The organism is Oceanobacillus sp. CF4.6, assembly GCF_051262635.1.
Taxonomy (GTDB): Bacteria; Bacillota; Bacilli; order Bacillales; family Amphibacillaceae; genus Oceanobacillus.
The window spans coordinates 33,526-49,971 of sequence record NZ_JBIMEX010000009.1 but is presented as its reverse complement, the minus strand read 5'-3'; the positions used below and the strand labels follow the sequence as shown (position 1 = coordinate 49,971).

Sequence of the window (16,446 nt, the reverse complement as noted above, 5' to 3'; positions counted from 1 at the left end):
ATGAAACTTCAATCACAGCTTAATGCAGCATTTACAGCATTACTTATTGTCATCATGGCTGCTGCAGGTTATGTTATTTATTCACTCATTATGGACTTGCTAATTCAGGACGAACAGCGACAGTTGGAAGAAACGGGCGAGCTTCTAGTAAGCGTCTTAAATGAACAATATGGAACGGAAAGCGACTTCAGACAGTTCAATGGTTTTCTAAAGGAGCAGAATCTGCAATTATTTATGTATGACAGAAACCAGGATGCTGTGCTCTTTTCCACAATGTCTTTGCCAGTCGTTAATGAATTCTTTCAACAGAATGATTTTTCTGCCAATGAAACACTTTGGGAATATGAGAATGAACGGTTTGTTACCTCAAGAATTTTATTTTATGATATTTCCGGGCTTGAATTAATACTGTTAACTCCGATGGATGATTTAGAAATGGTCCAACAGGATTTCTTCAATCGGTTATTCCTTGTTTTTTTAATAGGTGCAGTAGCTGCCGTATTGCTTAGTTATTTTATGACAAATAAGCTTGTAACACCGCTTTCGCAATTGAAAAGTCAATTGAAAAAAATTGAAAAAAGGCAGTTCAAAGACATGGACCGTGTAAAAGCGACGGGTGAAATCAAAGAGGTGGAACAGGGTGTGTTTGATATGGCACAGGAACTCCAACGATATATGAATTCACAGCAAACGTTTTTCCAAAATGCTAGTCATGAACTGAAGACACCACTAATGACCATTCAAGGTTATGCTGAAGGGATAAAAGATGGCATTTTCGATGAAAAGGAAAGTGAAAAAGGCCTTGAAGTGATGGTGACTGAAGTAAACCGGCTAAAAGGGATTATAAATGAAATGATATTATTGGCTAAACTCGATAGTGATCTATCTGATTCTGAACCAGTTCCAATAGATGCAAAAGAGCTCATAGACAAAGTTATTGATCGTGCACTCCCTATAATAACTGAAAAAGGGATTAATTTTGAGCAAAGTGTGGAAAATAATATTATGATAGTTGCTGATGAGGAAAAGATGTTAAGGGCAGTACTTAATATTGTTTTCAATGGAATCCGCCATGCAAACTCGAAAGTTAGGGTACAGGTTCTCAAGAAAAAACAAATGATAGAAATGGTAGTGGAGGATGATGGTGAAGGTGTGCCGCCAGAAGAAGCAGCCCATATATTCCATCGGTTTGTAAAAGGTAAGAATGGGGAAACTGGTTTAGGACTGGCCATTGCACGAGCAATCATCGAGCAATCAAATGGGACCATCTCTGTAGATAGGTCTGAACTAGGTGGTGCTAAGTTCAAGATTCTATTTGAAACTGGAAAAGAAAAATCATAGGGATAATGCTTACTTTGAGTGATTTTTCGAAAAAATTTTATTAATTTTAAGTAAAACATCTTTTCAAAGGTAATAATTATGATATAATTATCAAGTTAATCATCCTGTAAATAATAGAGGAGCGTACTTTTTATGCAATTAAGAGAAGACATTCGCAATATCGCAATTATTGCTCACGTTGACCATGGTAAGACGACACTTGTGGATCAGCTGTTAAAATATTCCGGAACTTTCCGTGATAATGAACATGTAGATGAACGAGCAATGGACTCTGGTGATATAGAACGTGAACGTGGAATTACAATTTTAGCAAAGAATACTGCGGTTAAATATCACGATACTACAATCAATATTTTAGATACTCCAGGACATGCCGATTTCGGTGGCGAAGTGGAACGTATTATGAAAATGGTAGACGGTGTAGCCTTAGTAGTTGATGCTTATGAAGGAACAATGCCACAAACACGTTTTGTACTGAAAAAAGCATTGGAACAAAAAATAACACCAATTGTTGTGTTAAACAAAATTGATCGACCAAATGCAAGACCAACCGAGGTTGTTGATGAAGTTTTAGATTTATTTATTGAACTTGGTGCTAATGATGAACAATTGGAGTTTCCGGTTGTATATGCATCTGCATTAAATGGTACTTCAGGACTTGAAGCAGAAGATCAACAGGAAACAATGGATCCTGTATTCACTACTATCATGGAACATATTCCAGCACCAGTGGATACAAGCGAAGAGCCATTACAATTCCAGGTTACATTACTTGATTATAATGATTACGTTGGTCGTATCGGTGTTGGTCGTGTTGTAAGAGGTAGCATTAAACTAGGACAACAAGTGGTAGTTCTAAAAGAAGATGGCACGAAGAAACCTTTCCGTATAACCAAATTATTTGGTTTCATTGGTTTGAAGCGAACCGAAATTGAAGAAGCAATGTCAGGAGATATTGTTGCAATTTCAGGTATGGAAGATATTAATGTTGGGGATACAATCTGCCCAGTGGAACATCCAGAAGCATTGCCTTGGTTAAGAATCGATGAACCAACATTGCAAATGACTTTCCTCGTTAATAATAGTCCATTTGTAGGACGTGAAGGTAAGTCAATTACATCACGTAAAATTGAAGAACGTTTGTTAAAACAATTAGAGACAGATGTAAGTTTACGTGTTGATCCAACTGATTCTCCCGATGCATGGACAGTTTCAGGTCGTGGAGAACTTCACTTATCTATCTTGATTGAGAACATGCGTCGTGAAGGCTTTGAATTACAACTTTCTCAACCACAAGTTATCATTAAAGAAATTGATGGAGTGAAATGTGAGCCTGTTGAACGTGTTCAAGTGGATGTCCCAGAAGAATATACTGGACCAGTTATGGAATCACTTGGAGAGCGCAAAGGTGAAATGCTTGATATGGTCAATCATGGTAACGGACAAGTGCGTATTGAATTCAAAGTTCCATCCCGTGGACTGCTTGGATATACAACTGAATTCATGACACAGACTCGTGGATACGGAATTATAAACCACACGTTTGATGCTTACGAACCTGTTATTAAAGGTCAAGTTGGTGGACGTCGTGAAGGTGTACTTGTAGCATTGGAAAACGGAAAAGCTTCTACTTACGGAATTATGGGATTAGAAGACCGTGGAACTATTTTTGTTAACCCAGGTACAGAAGTATACGCTGGAATGATTGTTGGCGAACATAATCGTGATAATGATTTAACGGTTAATATCACGAAAGAAAAACATTTAACAAATGTCCGTTCTGCCAATAAAGACCAGACATCTACAATTCGCAAAACTCGTGAAATGTCATTAGAAGAAGCACTTGAGTATTTAAATGATGATGAGTATTGTGAAGTAACACCTGAATCAATTCGTTTACGTAAAAAAATCTTAAACAAAAACGAACGTGAAAGATCTACTAAAAAGAAATCAGTATAATTTATAAATATTACCAAACAGCAAAGGCATATGATATGCCTTTGCTGTTTTTTATAAGGCTGTTTTTAAAAGAGTGGGACTGCGGTTTGTGGTGGACCCCAAAAAGATTTGTTTTTTTTGTCACAAAATGTATAACTGCGAAGTAACTGCTGGTTTTCTATCAGTATGCAGCAACTTCGGCGACCGCTCTGGGAAATATACTTGCGGTTCGCGGGCGGCTGGTGAGCCTCTTCATGCTAACGCATTTCAGAGTCTCACCTATGCCTTTCCTCCCGCTGGATTCTTCGTATATTTCCCAGAGCTGGTGTTAAGCCTACAAAAGATTAACAGCTTAGTGATATTAGATAAAAATCGTATCACAACTTCACCAGTCCGGGTGAGCGGAGGGCGGTGACTCCTGCGGGAACAGCACGTGTCCGAAGACCAGAAGAGCGGTTTTCTCTTTGGGGCTGAGGCCGTGCCCTAAGGATGCGCATCCGCCCAGAGCGATTCCGGACGGCAGCAATAGCACATGTCCATGGATATCAGCCACCAGTTACTTCGCAGTTTATCTCAACTACGAGGATTATAATGCAACAAACATTACGAAAGAGCCTTTTATAAAAGTATTATAATTTGAATTCAATAGACGAACGTACGAACAAAACTTTTAATGGAGGTAATTATGATTCGTTATATATCATCTTTTATGATATTTTTGCTGCTATTAATTGCTGCCTGTGAAAAACAACCAGTTACAGATCCGACTGCACCAGAAGAGGATGAAGTTACAGAGCAAAAAAAAACTGATACGCAACCTGTTCCTGATGGAGAAAGAACAGTAATTGCACAGAACTTGGACATACCATGGGAAATTGCTAAAGTTGAAGATACGATCTATATAAGTGAACGTAATGGAAGTATCGTTACCATTAATGGAGATGGACAAGTCAGGAAACCAGTAAAATTTGATCAACCTTTAGCAGAGCAGGCTGAAGCAGGTCTATTGGGTATAGCGTTTCCAAAAGATTTCAATGAATCTAAAACAGCTTATGCGTATTATTCCTACCAAAAAGATAATGGCAATTATCAACGAATCGTAACAATAGAAGAGACAGAAAAGCAATGGGAGGAAACCTCTATACTACTTGATGAAATTCCTGGAGGAACCTATCATCATGGTGGTAGGATTGAAATTAGTCCAGATGACAAATTGTTTATAGCGATTGGAGATGCCTCAAATCCGGATTTAGCGCAGAATAAGAACAGTCTAGCAGGAAAGATTTTGCGTATGAATTCAGATGGTTCGGTTCCGGATGATAATCCTTTTTCAGGATCTTATGTATTTTCCTATGGCCACCGTAATCCTCAGGGGCTTGCATGGGGACCGAATGGAGAATTATATGAAACAGAACATGGCAATCAGGCGCATGATGAAATAAATCAAATTCAAGCAGGAAATAATTATGGGTGGCCGGTCATTGAAGGTGACCAAATAGAAAAAGGAATGGAGTCCCCTCTCCTCCATTCAGGTGAAGAAACGTGGGCACCATCTGGAATGGCTTATTACCAGGGGGATTTCTACTTTGCTTCCTTACGTGGAGAAGGATTAGGAAAGTTTGACCCAATAAAATTAACACAGGATCTTATCGTTTCTGATGTTGGAAGAGTCCGGGATGTATTAGCTATTAATGGTGGGGTATATATTATTACAAATAATACAGATGGTCGAGGAAATCCAACCGAAAATGATGATCAACTTATTTTCATTCCGATCCCTGACAATCAATTACATTAAATAAAATTTATAAAATAAAAGCCTCTTGTCTCTAAAGTGACAAGGGGCTTCTTTGGCTGTTCATCAAAAACGGTCAGTTAGGTTTAGTAAGAAGACGTTTAAGGGAAAAGTAAATTAGTATACGACAAATTCATTGGATAAAAATAGCAAAGATATGTCAATGTAAGCACTTGCATTACCTGTATATACAAGTTATACTATAAAAAGTAACATGTATATACAAGTATAGGTTTATATAGAACGACGATTTAATTTATGGGAGGGTTATTCATGGCAAATCAAGAAATTATTTACGCACCACTCACTGGTAAAATTACACCTCTTGAAAATGTTTCAGATCCAACATTTTCCGGGAAAATGATGGGTGATGGTCTTGCAATTGAACCAACAGATGGAAAAGTTGTTTCGCCGATTGATGGGGAAGTAACGTTAACTTTTCCAACGAAGCATGCTGTTGGTCTTCAAAGCGATTCAGGTATAGAAGTATTAATTCATATTGGCTTGGAGACTGTAAACATGGATGGGGAAGGTTTCGAAGTTCATGTTAAACAAGGGGATCGGGTAAGAGTAGGAGACCCGTTAGTAACTTTTGATTTACAATTAATCAAAGAGAAAGCATCAAGCCACATGACACCAATAATTATTACGAATGGAGATATACTTAGTACCTTTGAGAAAACAAGTGACGATACTGTTATCGCAGGAGAATCAACCTTATTACAGTTGACTTTGAAGGACAAAGCGGAACCAGAAAATCAGCCAAAAAAGAATAAAAACAGTACAAATGGTTTGGAATACAGCGAAGAAGCAGAACAAATAGTAGCAGCAGTCGGTGGTTTGGAAAACATTGATGCAGCAACCCACTGTGTAACAAGACTTCGCTTTGCACTTGTCGATGAGGACATTGTAGATAAAGATGCATTGGAAAATTTGAAAGTTGTCAAAGGAACTTTCTCAGCAAATGGCCAATACCAGGTCGTTATTGGACAAGGAACCGTTGATAAAGTCTATAAAGCAATGGTTCATGAAACAGGTATTGAAGAAGCTTCAAAAGATGACGTAAAAGCTGCAGGAGGCAAAAAACAGAATTTCCTTCAGCGGGCGATAAAGACGCTTGCAGATATTTTTATTCCGATACTCCCGGCGATTGTTACCGCCGGTCTGCTGTTGGGACTTAATAATATATTAGTCAACCCAATATTTACGGATGCCCCACTTATTGAAATGTATCCATCATGGGCTGGCGTAGCAGACATGATTAATGTCATTGCCAGTACGGCCTTTACCTTCCTGCCGGCATTGATTGGCTGGTCTGCAGTGAAACGTTTTGGAGGTAATCCATTACTTGGTATTGTTCTAGGTTTAATACTCGTCCACCCGGCATTAATGCCAGCAAGTGATTATGCACTAGCAGTTGCAGAAGGCAATGCCCCAACTTGGAATTTATTTGGTTTTGATGTGAATATGATGGGTTATCAAGGACAAGTATTGCCGGTATTAGTAGCGGCATGGGTATTGGCAAAAATTGAAATTTGGCTGAAAAAACGCGTGATTGATTCTCTGCAGCTATTGGTAGTTGCACCAATTGCATTATTGGTTACAGGTTTTCTTGCGTTTATTCTGATTGGTCCTGTTACATTTACAATCGGTAGTTGGATAACAGATGGTTTAGTATCTATTTTCGAAGCAGCACCAATTATTGGTGGACTGATCTATGGTTCCCTTTATGCACCATTAGTAATAACTGGTATGCACCATACATTCCTTGCTGTTGATTTACAATTAATAGGAAGTACTGGAACGACATTCTTATGGCCTATTGTCGCATTATCAAATATTGCTCAAGGTTCTGCGGTATTTGCAATGTTCCTGGCAGCCAAAGATGAAAAGCTGAAAGGTTTAGCTGGTACATCAGGTATTTCCGCTTGGCTGGGTGTTACTGAGCCGGCAATGTTTGGGGTTAACTTACAATATAGATATCCATTCTTTGCAGCGCTAATCGGTACTGCCATTGCGGGTGCCTTCATCACTGTCGCTAACGTACAAGCTTCATCTATCGGAGTTGGAGGTATTCCGGCATTCTTATCAATCGATAGCGGTATGGTATCCTTCTTCCTTGGAATGTTAATCGTTATCGTAGTACCATTTATCATTACTTTTATTATTGCAAAACGAAAAATAAAATAATACAAAACAACTAGAATAAGGAGTGAAAACATGAGTGAAGCATGGTGGAAAAAATCAGTAGTATATCAAATTTACCCCAAAAGTTTTCACGATACAACAGGCAATGGAACAGGTGATATCCAAGGGATTATATCGAAATTGGACTATATTAAGAAACTCGGTGTCGACGTTATTTGGTTGACACCGGTATATCAGTCCCCCCAAAAAGATAATGGCTATGATATTAGTGATTATTATTCCATCGAGCCAGAATATGGGACGATGGAAGATTTTCAAGAATTATTGGATGAAACACATAAACGTGGGATGAAACTCATTATGGATCTCGTTATTAATCACACATCCACAGACCATGAATGGTTCCAGCAGGCTGCATTATCCAAAGCCAATGACTTTCGTGATTTCTACATCTGGAAGGATGGAGCAGATGGAGAAGTGCCAAATAATTGGCAGTCAAAATTTGGTGGTTCTGCATGGGAAATGGATGAAAAAACAGGGCAATATTATTTGCATTTATTTGACAAGACACAGGCAGATTTGAACTGGGAGAATGAAAACCTACGAGAGAAGCTTTTTGAAATGATGCGTTTTTGGGCTGAAAAGGGAATCGATGGTTTCAGACTCGATGTCATTAACCTTATTTCAAAAAATCAGAATTTCCCTAGCGATAATAGGGGAGATGGACGCAAATACTATACAGACGGTCCACGTATTCATGAATATTTACATGAAATGAATCAGGAGGTTTTCGCAAAGCACAATATGCTCACTGTAGGAGAAATGTCATCGACTACATTGGAAAATTGTGTATTGTATACGAAACCCGTGCGCCAGGAGCTTACAATGACATTCCAATTTCATCATTTAAAAGTTGATTACCCAAATGGTGAGAAATGGACAAAAGCACCTTTTGATTTTATTGAATTGAAGAACATCCTTTCAGACTGGCAAGTAGGGATGCATGAAGGGGACGGTTGGAATGCACTGTTCTGGTGCAATCATGATCAACCCCGCGTTGTTTCCCGATTTGGTGATGAACAAAAATATCACTCGGAATCAGCAAAAATGCTCGCTACAACGCTCCATATGATGAAAGGAACGCCATATATTTACCAGGGAGAAGAAATTGGGATGACGAATCCAAACTTTACTTCCATGAAAGATTATCGTGACGTGGAATCCTTAAATGCGTACAAAGCATTGAAAAGTGAAGGGAAAACAGAAGAAGAAATCATTGGTATTCTACAACAAAAATCACGTGACAATGCAAGAACACCGATGCAGTGGTCAGCTGATAAACATGCAGGGTTTACGCGTGGAACACCATGGATTTCTGCAGCCGATAACTATCCTGAAATCAATGCGGAAAAAACGTTACAGAATTCAAATTCGATATTTTACTATTACCAGCAGTTAATCGAATTACGGAAAAAATATGATATTATCTCCTACGGGGACTATCAATTACTTTTTGAGGAAGATCCTCAAATCTTTGCATATACAAGGAACTGGAATGAGGAAAAGTTAATCGTGATCAGTAATTTCTATGGGAAAGAAGTAACGGTTGATTTGCAATTGGAAAAAGCGATTGCAAGTCCAGAGGTCTTGTTGTCTAATTACGATGATTCTCCTAAAAACTTGGAGCAATTAAACTTAAGACCGTATGAGTCCATTGTCTATTATATAAAATGATGAGGGAATAAGATGCAAAAAAAATATTTAACCATCTATGAAGATTTAGTGAAAAAAATACAGGCAAATGTTTGGCCAGTTTCAACCATGCTTCCTTCTGAGAATGAATTAACGGATCATTATCGTACGTCACGGGAAACGATAAGAAAAGCGCTCAACCTGTTGTCGCAGAATGGGTATATTCAAAAAATTCGTGGCAAAGGTTCGGTAGTTATTGATTTTAATAAGTTCTCGTTTCCGGTCTCCGGTATTGAGAGCTATACAGAACTGACAGAGAAATTACAATTTAACAGCAGAACTACGGTAGAAAAGCTCGGTTATTTAGATTCGGAAAATGAATTAACAGAAATACTGAATTCCAATTCTAATGCGATATGGAATGTTGTACGAGTCCGGGAAATTTCCGGTGAGAAGATTATATTGGATAAAGATTACTTCAACGAAAAATACGTACCCTTACTATCGAAGGAAATCTGTGAGCGTTCGATTTATGACTATATCGAGAATGAATTAGGACTTGTGATTGGTTTTGCACAGAAAGAAATTGTAGTGGAGGAACCAACAGAAGAAGACCGTAAATTATTAGACCTTGAAGGGTTTTCGAATGTAGTAGTTATTCGAAGCCACGTTTATTTAGATGATGCCAATTTATTCCAATTCACAGAGTCGAGGCATAGACCGGATAAATTCAAGTTTGTGGACTTTGCCAGAAGAGTTAAAAACTAAGACACCGCCTCTTTAGTGAGCGGTGTCCTTATCATTGGAGGAAATTTTTATGGAGAAGAACTGGTGGAAGGAAAGTGTCGTCTACCAAATTTACCCAAGGAGTTTTCATGATAGCAATGGAGATGGTATTGGTGATATCAAAGGAATTACAGAAAAACTTGATTACTTAAAAGATTTAGGTGTAGATGTCATCTGGCTATCGCCGGTATATGAATCCCCAAATGATGATAATGGCTACGATATATCCGACTATTATGGCATTATGGATGAATTTGGGACAATAGAAGATTGGGAAGAGTTGCTGGACGAAATACATCATCGAGGGATGAAACTCATTATGGATCTTGTTGTAAACCATTCTTCCGATGAACATATGTGGTTTCAGGAAGCAAAGAAGTCAAAAGATAATACCTATCGCGATTATTATATTTGGCGTGAAGGAAAAAATGGAAAAGAGCCAAATAATTGGAAGTCATCCTTTAGCGGATCTGCCTGGGAGTATGATGAGAATACGAAGGAATATTATTTGCATTTATTCAGTAAAAAGCAACCCGATTTGAATTGGGAGAATCCGAAGCTACGGGAAGAAATATACAACATGATGAAATGGTGGTTGGATAAAGGGATTGATGGTTTCCGCATGGATGTTATTAATTTTATCTCTAAGGTACCGGGATTACCCGATGGTGCCGAAAAACCAGGAGAAAAGTATGTATCTGGTGGTAAGTTATTCAGAAATGGCCCCCGTATTCATGAATTTCTGCAGGAAATGAATAAGGAAGTATTATCAAACTATGATGTGATGACTGTTGGTGAAATGCCAGGTGTCGATGTGGAAGAAGCAAAAAAATATACAGATCATCAACGGAAAGAGTTACAGATGGTCTTTACGTTTGAGCATATGAATTTAGATTCGGGCACGGGTGGCAAATGGGATTTGAAACCATTGCAATTAACCGATTTAAAGGAAAATATTTCTAAATGGCAAACGGGTTTACATGGTACTGGCTGGAATAGTCTATATTGGAATAACCATGACCAACCACGAATCGTTTCCAGGTTTGGAAATGACAAGGAATTCCGGGCAGCGTCAGCGAAAATGCTTGGAACATTCCTCCATATGCTTCAAGGAACACCTTATATTTACCAAGGGGAAGAGATAGGAATGACAAATGTCCGATTTGATTCCATCGATGACTATGAAGACATCGAAATCCGTAATATGTATCATGAAAAAGTGATAGAAGGTAATGAGGATCATGATAAAGTAATGGAATCCATAAATGTAAAGGGACGGGATAATGCAAGGACTCCATTTCAATGGAATAGTCAACCTGCTGGTGGCTTCACAACGGGAAAACCGTGGATAAGAGTAAATCCCAACTATAAAGAGATCAATGCTGAAAAAGCAATTGAAGATGAATTTTCAATTTATCACTATTACCGTAAATTAATAAAACTGAGGAAAAAGCATCCAATTATTGTATATGGTGATTACCACTTAATTTTACCGGATCATGACAAAATTTATGCATACATGCGTACATTAGAAAATGAAAAATTACTAGTAATCACAAACTTCAGTGAAGAAGAGGTTCTATTTAATTTACCGGATAATGTTAATTTTGAACCAAAGGAACGGATCATAGGCAACTATAATATGGAAGAGGCGAGTGATCCAACAAGCTTCACCCTAAAACCGTATGAAGCAAGAGTATACAAGGGGATTTAATCTAAAGTTACGTCGTATTTTATATCTGTAAAAGCAACAAATTTCCCTAAAAGAAAAAGCATTAACCGATAACTTACCGGCTAATGCTTTTTCTGCTACTTCCTGAGTAATGGTAAGGTGCAGCAACGGTATGACCCACCAGACTTTATAATTTCTGAAAAAGGTACCTCAATTACATCAAAACCCGCTCGTGTTAATTCTTGATTTAACCGTTTGTTTTCAGGTAAACTGATTAGTTTCTTATTACCAATCGAAAGTACATTAGGACCCATGTTGAATTGCTCTTCTTCTGTCACTTCGATCAAATTGTACGAAGATTTTAAGATGTTATAAGAACCCTCATCCATTGCAGGGGAGTAAATTAAAGCAGTATCTTCACTTATAACATTAAAAATACAATCGAGATGAAGAATATCTTTTCTCATTAGAATGGGAGTAACCGTATGATTAGGAAGTTGCTCATCCAGAAGTTCGATGGTTGTTGGTGAAGTTCGATCGCTTTGGCCAACCCAAATTTTTGTGTTATCCACGATTACGTCGCCACCTTCAATCGAAGGCGTAGCAAATCGATAATAGGAGATTTGCTCAAGTGTTAACCATTCGATTAATACACGTTCTTCTTGTCTGCGTATATCCTTCTTCATGGATGAGACAAAGAATCGATCTCCTATTGTAAATCCGATATCCCGTGTGAAAACCTGTTCATTTAATTGTTTCTTTGCTTCTAAAATTACTACATTGGCACCTTCTGATTCAAGGGTATGTATAAAGTGTGCATGCTGCCGAACGGCTTTATCTATGTTAATATTTTCATTTAAGTAATGCCTTTGTGTTTTATTAATTACTTCTTTGATTTCCATATAACGTGGGGAAGCTACGATGACTTGTTTCAGTGGATCATATTCATTCCGGCAATTAACTTCAAGCGTATTTTCCATTGCTGTTTCATTCTTCATTTACTTATCCTCCAATACATAATCTAACTGAGTTTTCCCTGATATTATGTGTTATAAACATTATTACGTAATAGTTTGAAAAAATCCAGTGAGGGTATTTTTTAGTATCAGATATATATTAAAGTTACATAGGAGGAAGCGTCATGGACAAAACAGCTACTTATTTACTTACAAAAGATGATATGGAATCCAACACAGATAATTTACCAGATTGGTTGAAAGAAGAATATAAAACCTTTGAGAGCATTGTAACAGATAAGACCTTTCCGTGTTATTTTGGAATGTCGGGGCAGAAAAGGGGAGAATTAAGATATGGCTATATATCGCATAATGACTGGAGCCAATTACCAATGATGCTCGAAGAATTTAATCGTCTGTTCGATAATCAGAAAAAGATGATACGACACGGATTCTTTTTGTTCGTTGAACCGGAGAAGGAAGAAAAGCCTCTGGAATATTACCGGGAATACTTCTGGAACGTTCTTCAATACCTTCATGACTTTGACCAACACGAGTGGCCGTCCGATTATCCGAAAGATCCCGATCATTATTTATGGAATTTTTGTTTTGCCAAGGAACCCTATTTTGCATTTGGAAACGCACCAGCCTATAAGCAGAGAAAAACAAGGGACTTGGGAAACAGTCTGATCATTGGTTTTCAACCACGTAAAATATTTGAAGGGTTGAAAGGAACGGAGCAAAGCGGAGTAATGTCTCGTGAAAGGGTAAGGGAAAGAGTTGAAAAATGGGATGGTCTCCCGAAACACCCGAATATTAGCCATTACGGGGATAAAAAACATAGAGAATGGAAGCAATTCTTTATCGGAGATGATATCAAACCAATAGAGGGGAAATGTCCCTTTCATGCTAAATAAAACGAGAGAGACTGTTTGATGCAGTTTCTCTCGTTTATTCTTTGCTCTGCTTATCATTTGGGATGTATTTGGAATAATAGGCTGCAAATAACAATAATATAATTGCCAACCCCCATGACACGATACCACTCCAATAAAGATCCAAACCGATGCCGATTACGATAATAATTCCGCTTAATCCCATTAGAATAGCTGTTAAATAGCGTTTCAAACATAGCACCCCCATTACTATAGGTAAAAGATATTTTAATTAAAATATGCGAATTTATATGAAATATTATGTGAATTTATGCTAGTTCATTATATCAAACTCTTTATTGAATGACATTTATATTGAATCGTTTTAACTAAGCTAAAAGGAGTATGTCGAATGAAGTATAGGAAGCTGTAAAATTGAACGAATTTTGAATAAATCTGTAAGTACCTGTAATAAAGTGATATGATGTAAGAAAAATAGTAAGGAGAACTACCTATGAATTATATAAGCGAACATACTAGCCATTACCAATCCCTGTGTAAGTGCTATCCCCATAAAAGAGGAAGAATCGGTGTATTCCTTATAATTATTGTCGCTATGGTTTTGGGAGCTTGTGGAGAGGAAACGAAAGCTGCATTAAACAGCAGTGAAGAAAATGTTCCATCCAAACAAACGAGTCTTCAAATGAAAGAACATAAAATAGAAGCGCATGAAATAACGTTGTCTGCTATTGGCGATATGTTAATACATAGTCCTGTTTATAAAGATGCAAAGGTGGAAAATGGCTATAATTTTTTACCTATGCTCGAAGAAGTTAGGCCATATCTGAACAATGCTACGATTACAGTTGCAAACCAGGAAACAATGATTGGTGGAGAAGAATTAGGCTTATCAACCTATCCTTCTTTTAATAGTCCCTATGAAGTTGGTGATGCTTTAAAAGATGTTGGCGTTGATGTGGTAACACTTGCTAATAACCATACGTTAGATCGTGGAGAAGCGGCAATACAAAATGCTATCGATCACTGGGAAACAATCGATATGATGTATGCAGGAGCATATAAAAATGAGCAGGATAAGGATAGGCTGCGAGTTTACGAAACAGAAGAAGGGATCTCTATTGCTTTCTTATCTTATACGTATGGAACAAACGGTATCCCGGTACCTGAAGGAAAGGGTTATTTAGTAAATTTAATAGATCAAAAAAGTATCGAGAGTGAAATTGAACAGGTAAAGGAGCAGGCAGATGTTATCGTCTTAAGTCTTCATTTCGGGAATGAAAATGAACGATTTCCTAATGATACACAAAAAGATCTTGTTCAATTTGCTGCAGATCAGGGTGTGGATGTGGTCATCGGACATCATCCCCATGTATTGCAACCAATGGAATGGGTTACGGGTGAGGATGGTAATCAAACCTTTGTTGCTTATTCATTAGGGAATTTCCTATCGAACCAGCAAGATCTATATCAGCGGATAGGTGGAGTTCTTACATTCTCCATCACGAAAACGGTGTTCGGAGATGAGCAGGATATAGAGATACATTCACCGAAGTTTATGCCTACTTTCGTAAATTTTCGATCCGACTGGATTGATTATGAAGTTATACCAATGTATAAGTTAACGGACAAAGACCTTGCAGGCGCTGAAGAACAATATATAGAAATTAAAAACCATATGTCGCAATGGATGCCAGATTTGGAGTTTGTGGAAAAATAACGAATATAGATGAAATGAAACCATCTAAATTTCAAAAAGGTTATTTAGATGGTTTTTTATTGAAACAAAAGTACCTTGGTAGGTAGCTTATTCTATAAAAAAAGGACTATTTTTGATATTATTGTTATTATCGTAATTAATTTAAGAAGTTACATAGAGGAGAATATTAGAAATGGAATGGAAAAATTTCTACCGTGGTTTAATGATGGGAGCCAGTGATGTTATTCCTGGTGTCAGTGGTGGTACAATCGCAGTTTTACTTGGTATATACGATAGGCTGATTACTTCGATCAATGGTTTATTCAGTAAGGATTGGAAGAAACATTTGGGTTTTCTGATTCCCTTGGGTCTTGGTATATTAACAGCTATCTTTTTATTGGCCAATGTCATCGAATGGTTATTTGAACATTATCCGGGCCCAACCCAGTTTTTCTTTCTTGGATTAATATTGGGCGTTTTACCGTATTTGTTTCATAAAGCGGAGGCAAAGCATAATTTTAAACCGAAGCATTACTTTTTGCTTCTAATCGGTGTGGTAGTCGTCGCATCTATGGCTTTCTTTAATCCGATTGAGGGGGAAGTTATTGAGAATGTTACTGCACCTACCTATGTACTTCTTTTCTTCTCTGGGTTTATAGGCAGCAGTGCAATGATTATCCCTGGGATTAGTGGGTCCTTTATGTTACTGCTGATAGGTGTTTATGCAACCATTATTTCTGCAATCAGTAATCTTCAACTTGATATTATTGCAGTAACTGGTCTCGGAATTGCGATAGGTTTTATTGTAATGAGTAAAGTGATCGCCTACTTTTTAAAGAATTTTTACAGTGGAACGTTTGCTGTAATTATTGGACTGGTAATCGGATCCATCTTCGTGGTGTATCCTGGATGGCCAACAAGTACTTCCTTCGTATTGCTCAGTGTAGGTACCTTTGCAGCTGGTTTGTTCGTCGCATACATTCTCGGTAGAGTCGAATATAAGGAGACATAAGCAAACCATAAGACATTATGAGGTGTAATCGATACAATGGATATAAAGGAGTGATTATCATGGAAGCAATTCAAACTGTAGAGGAATTTAATAAAATTATTGAGAGTGAAGAGCCTGTCATCGTTAAATTCTTTGCGGACTGGTGCCCGGACTGCAAACGAATGGATATGTTTATCGGAGAAGTTCAGGAAGAATTTAAGAACTATCAATGGTATGAAGTCAACAGTGATGAAGTCACAGGTTTGGCTGAACAATATGAAGTAATGGGTATTCCGAGCGTACTTATCTTCCAAAGTGGAGAAAAGCTTGCACATCAGCATAGCGCCTATACCAAATCACCTGAGTCTGTAACAGAATTCCTACATCAGCAGCTGGGTTAAATAAAAACACGATCATTCATTAACCGGATGATCGTGTTTTTATTTTGTATTTTTCTACCATGATATCGTGTTATTATCTGTTTATTAGTATAATAAATATAAAATAGTTTACAAATACCATTTTAGATGGAGAT

13 protein-coding genes are annotated in these 16,446 nt (G+C 37.6%); 11 read left to right on the top strand and 2 right to left on the bottom strand.

The genetic code is table 11. The features are described 5' to 3' along the window. From ACHABU_RS13985 to ACHABU_RS13955, 7 genes are all read left to right on the top strand, one after another. On the top strand, positions 1 to 1,341 hold the full coding sequence (locus ACHABU_RS13985; RefSeq protein ID WP_435765513.1) for a sensor histidine kinase: 1,341 nt from the start codon (positions 1 to 3) through the stop codon (positions 1,339 to 1,341). Between the two features lie 132 nt (positions 1,342 to 1,473). Beyond that, complete coding sequence (gene typA / locus ACHABU_RS13980) at positions 1,474 to 3,300, top strand: translational GTPase TypA (RefSeq protein WP_435765512.1); 1,827 nt, start codon at positions 1,474 to 1,476, stop codon at positions 3,298 to 3,300. A 664-nt stretch (positions 3,301 to 3,964) separates the two neighbouring features. Further along, on the top strand, positions 3,965 to 5,077 hold the full coding sequence (locus tag ACHABU_RS13975) for a PQQ-dependent sugar dehydrogenase (protein WP_435765511.1): 1,113 nt from the start codon (positions 3,965 to 3,967) through the stop codon (positions 5,075 to 5,077). A gap of 270 nt (positions 5,078 to 5,347) precedes the next feature. Beyond that, positions 5,348 to 7,264, top strand: a complete 1,917-nt coding sequence (gene treP, locus ACHABU_RS13970) for a PTS system trehalose-specific EIIBC component (RefSeq protein ID WP_435765510.1) — start codon at positions 5,348 to 5,350, stop codon at positions 7,262 to 7,264. Positions 7,265 to 7,294: 30 nt separating this feature from the next. Further along, positions 7,295 to 8,956, top strand: coding sequence for an alpha,alpha-phosphotrehalase (gene treC / locus ACHABU_RS13965; RefSeq protein WP_435765509.1), 1,662 nt, complete (start codon positions 7,295 to 7,297; stop codon positions 8,954 to 8,956). Between the two features lie 12 nt (positions 8,957 to 8,968). Beyond that, a complete protein-coding gene (treR, locus tag ACHABU_RS13960; RefSeq protein WP_435765508.1) occupies positions 8,969 to 9,682 on the top strand; it encodes a trehalose operon repressor in 714 nt (237 codons plus the stop codon). Between the two features lie 49 nt (positions 9,683 to 9,731). Next, positions 9,732 to 11,414, top strand: coding sequence for a glycoside hydrolase family 13 protein (locus ACHABU_RS13955; RefSeq protein ID WP_435765507.1), 1,683 nt, complete (start codon positions 9,732 to 9,734; stop codon positions 11,412 to 11,414). 95 nt (positions 11,415 to 11,509) lie between these two features. Here ACHABU_RS13955 and ACHABU_RS13950 read toward each other — a convergent pair whose 3' ends face one another. Further along, a complete protein-coding gene (locus ACHABU_RS13950) occupies positions 11,510 to 12,370 on the bottom strand; it encodes a dimethylarginine dimethylaminohydrolase family protein (RefSeq protein WP_435765506.1) in 861 nt (286 codons plus the stop codon). 143 nt (positions 12,371 to 12,513) lie between these two features. Here ACHABU_RS13950 and ACHABU_RS13945 point away from each other — a divergent pair, with 143 nt between their 5' ends. Next, positions 12,514 to 13,245 carry a YqcI/YcgG family protein gene (locus ACHABU_RS13945; protein ID WP_435765505.1) on the top strand — a complete coding sequence of 244 codons (732 nt, stop codon included), beginning with the start codon at positions 12,514 to 12,516 and terminating at the stop codon, positions 13,243 to 13,245. Positions 13,246 to 13,279: 34 nt separating this feature from the next. On the opposite strand, the gene ACHABU_RS13940 is transcribed toward ACHABU_RS13945, so the two are convergent. Then, on the bottom strand, positions 13,280 to 13,465 hold the full coding sequence (locus ACHABU_RS13940) for a hypothetical protein (RefSeq protein ID WP_435765504.1): 186 nt from the start codon (positions 13,463 to 13,465) through the stop codon (positions 13,280 to 13,282). Positions 13,466 to 13,819: 354 nt separating this feature from the next. Between ACHABU_RS13940 and ACHABU_RS13935 the strand changes: the two genes are divergently transcribed. The 3 genes from ACHABU_RS13935 (at position 13,820) to ACHABU_RS13925 (ending at position 16,312) form a co-directional block, all read left to right on the top strand. Beyond that, positions 13,820 to 14,941, top strand: coding sequence for a CapA family protein (locus ACHABU_RS13935; protein ID WP_435765671.1), 1,122 nt, complete (start codon positions 13,820 to 13,822; stop codon positions 14,939 to 14,941). 172 nt (positions 14,942 to 15,113) lie between these two features. Continuing rightward, complete coding sequence (locus ACHABU_RS13930; RefSeq protein WP_435765503.1) at positions 15,114 to 15,932, top strand: DUF368 domain-containing protein; 819 nt, start codon at positions 15,114 to 15,116, stop codon at positions 15,930 to 15,932. 59 nt (positions 15,933 to 15,991) lie between these two features. Further along, positions 15,992 to 16,312 carry a thioredoxin family protein gene (locus ACHABU_RS13925; protein WP_435765502.1) on the top strand — a complete coding sequence of 107 codons (321 nt, stop codon included), beginning with the start codon at positions 15,992 to 15,994 and terminating at the stop codon, positions 16,310 to 16,312. The last annotated feature ends 134 nt before the right edge of the window (positions 16,313 to 16,446 follow it).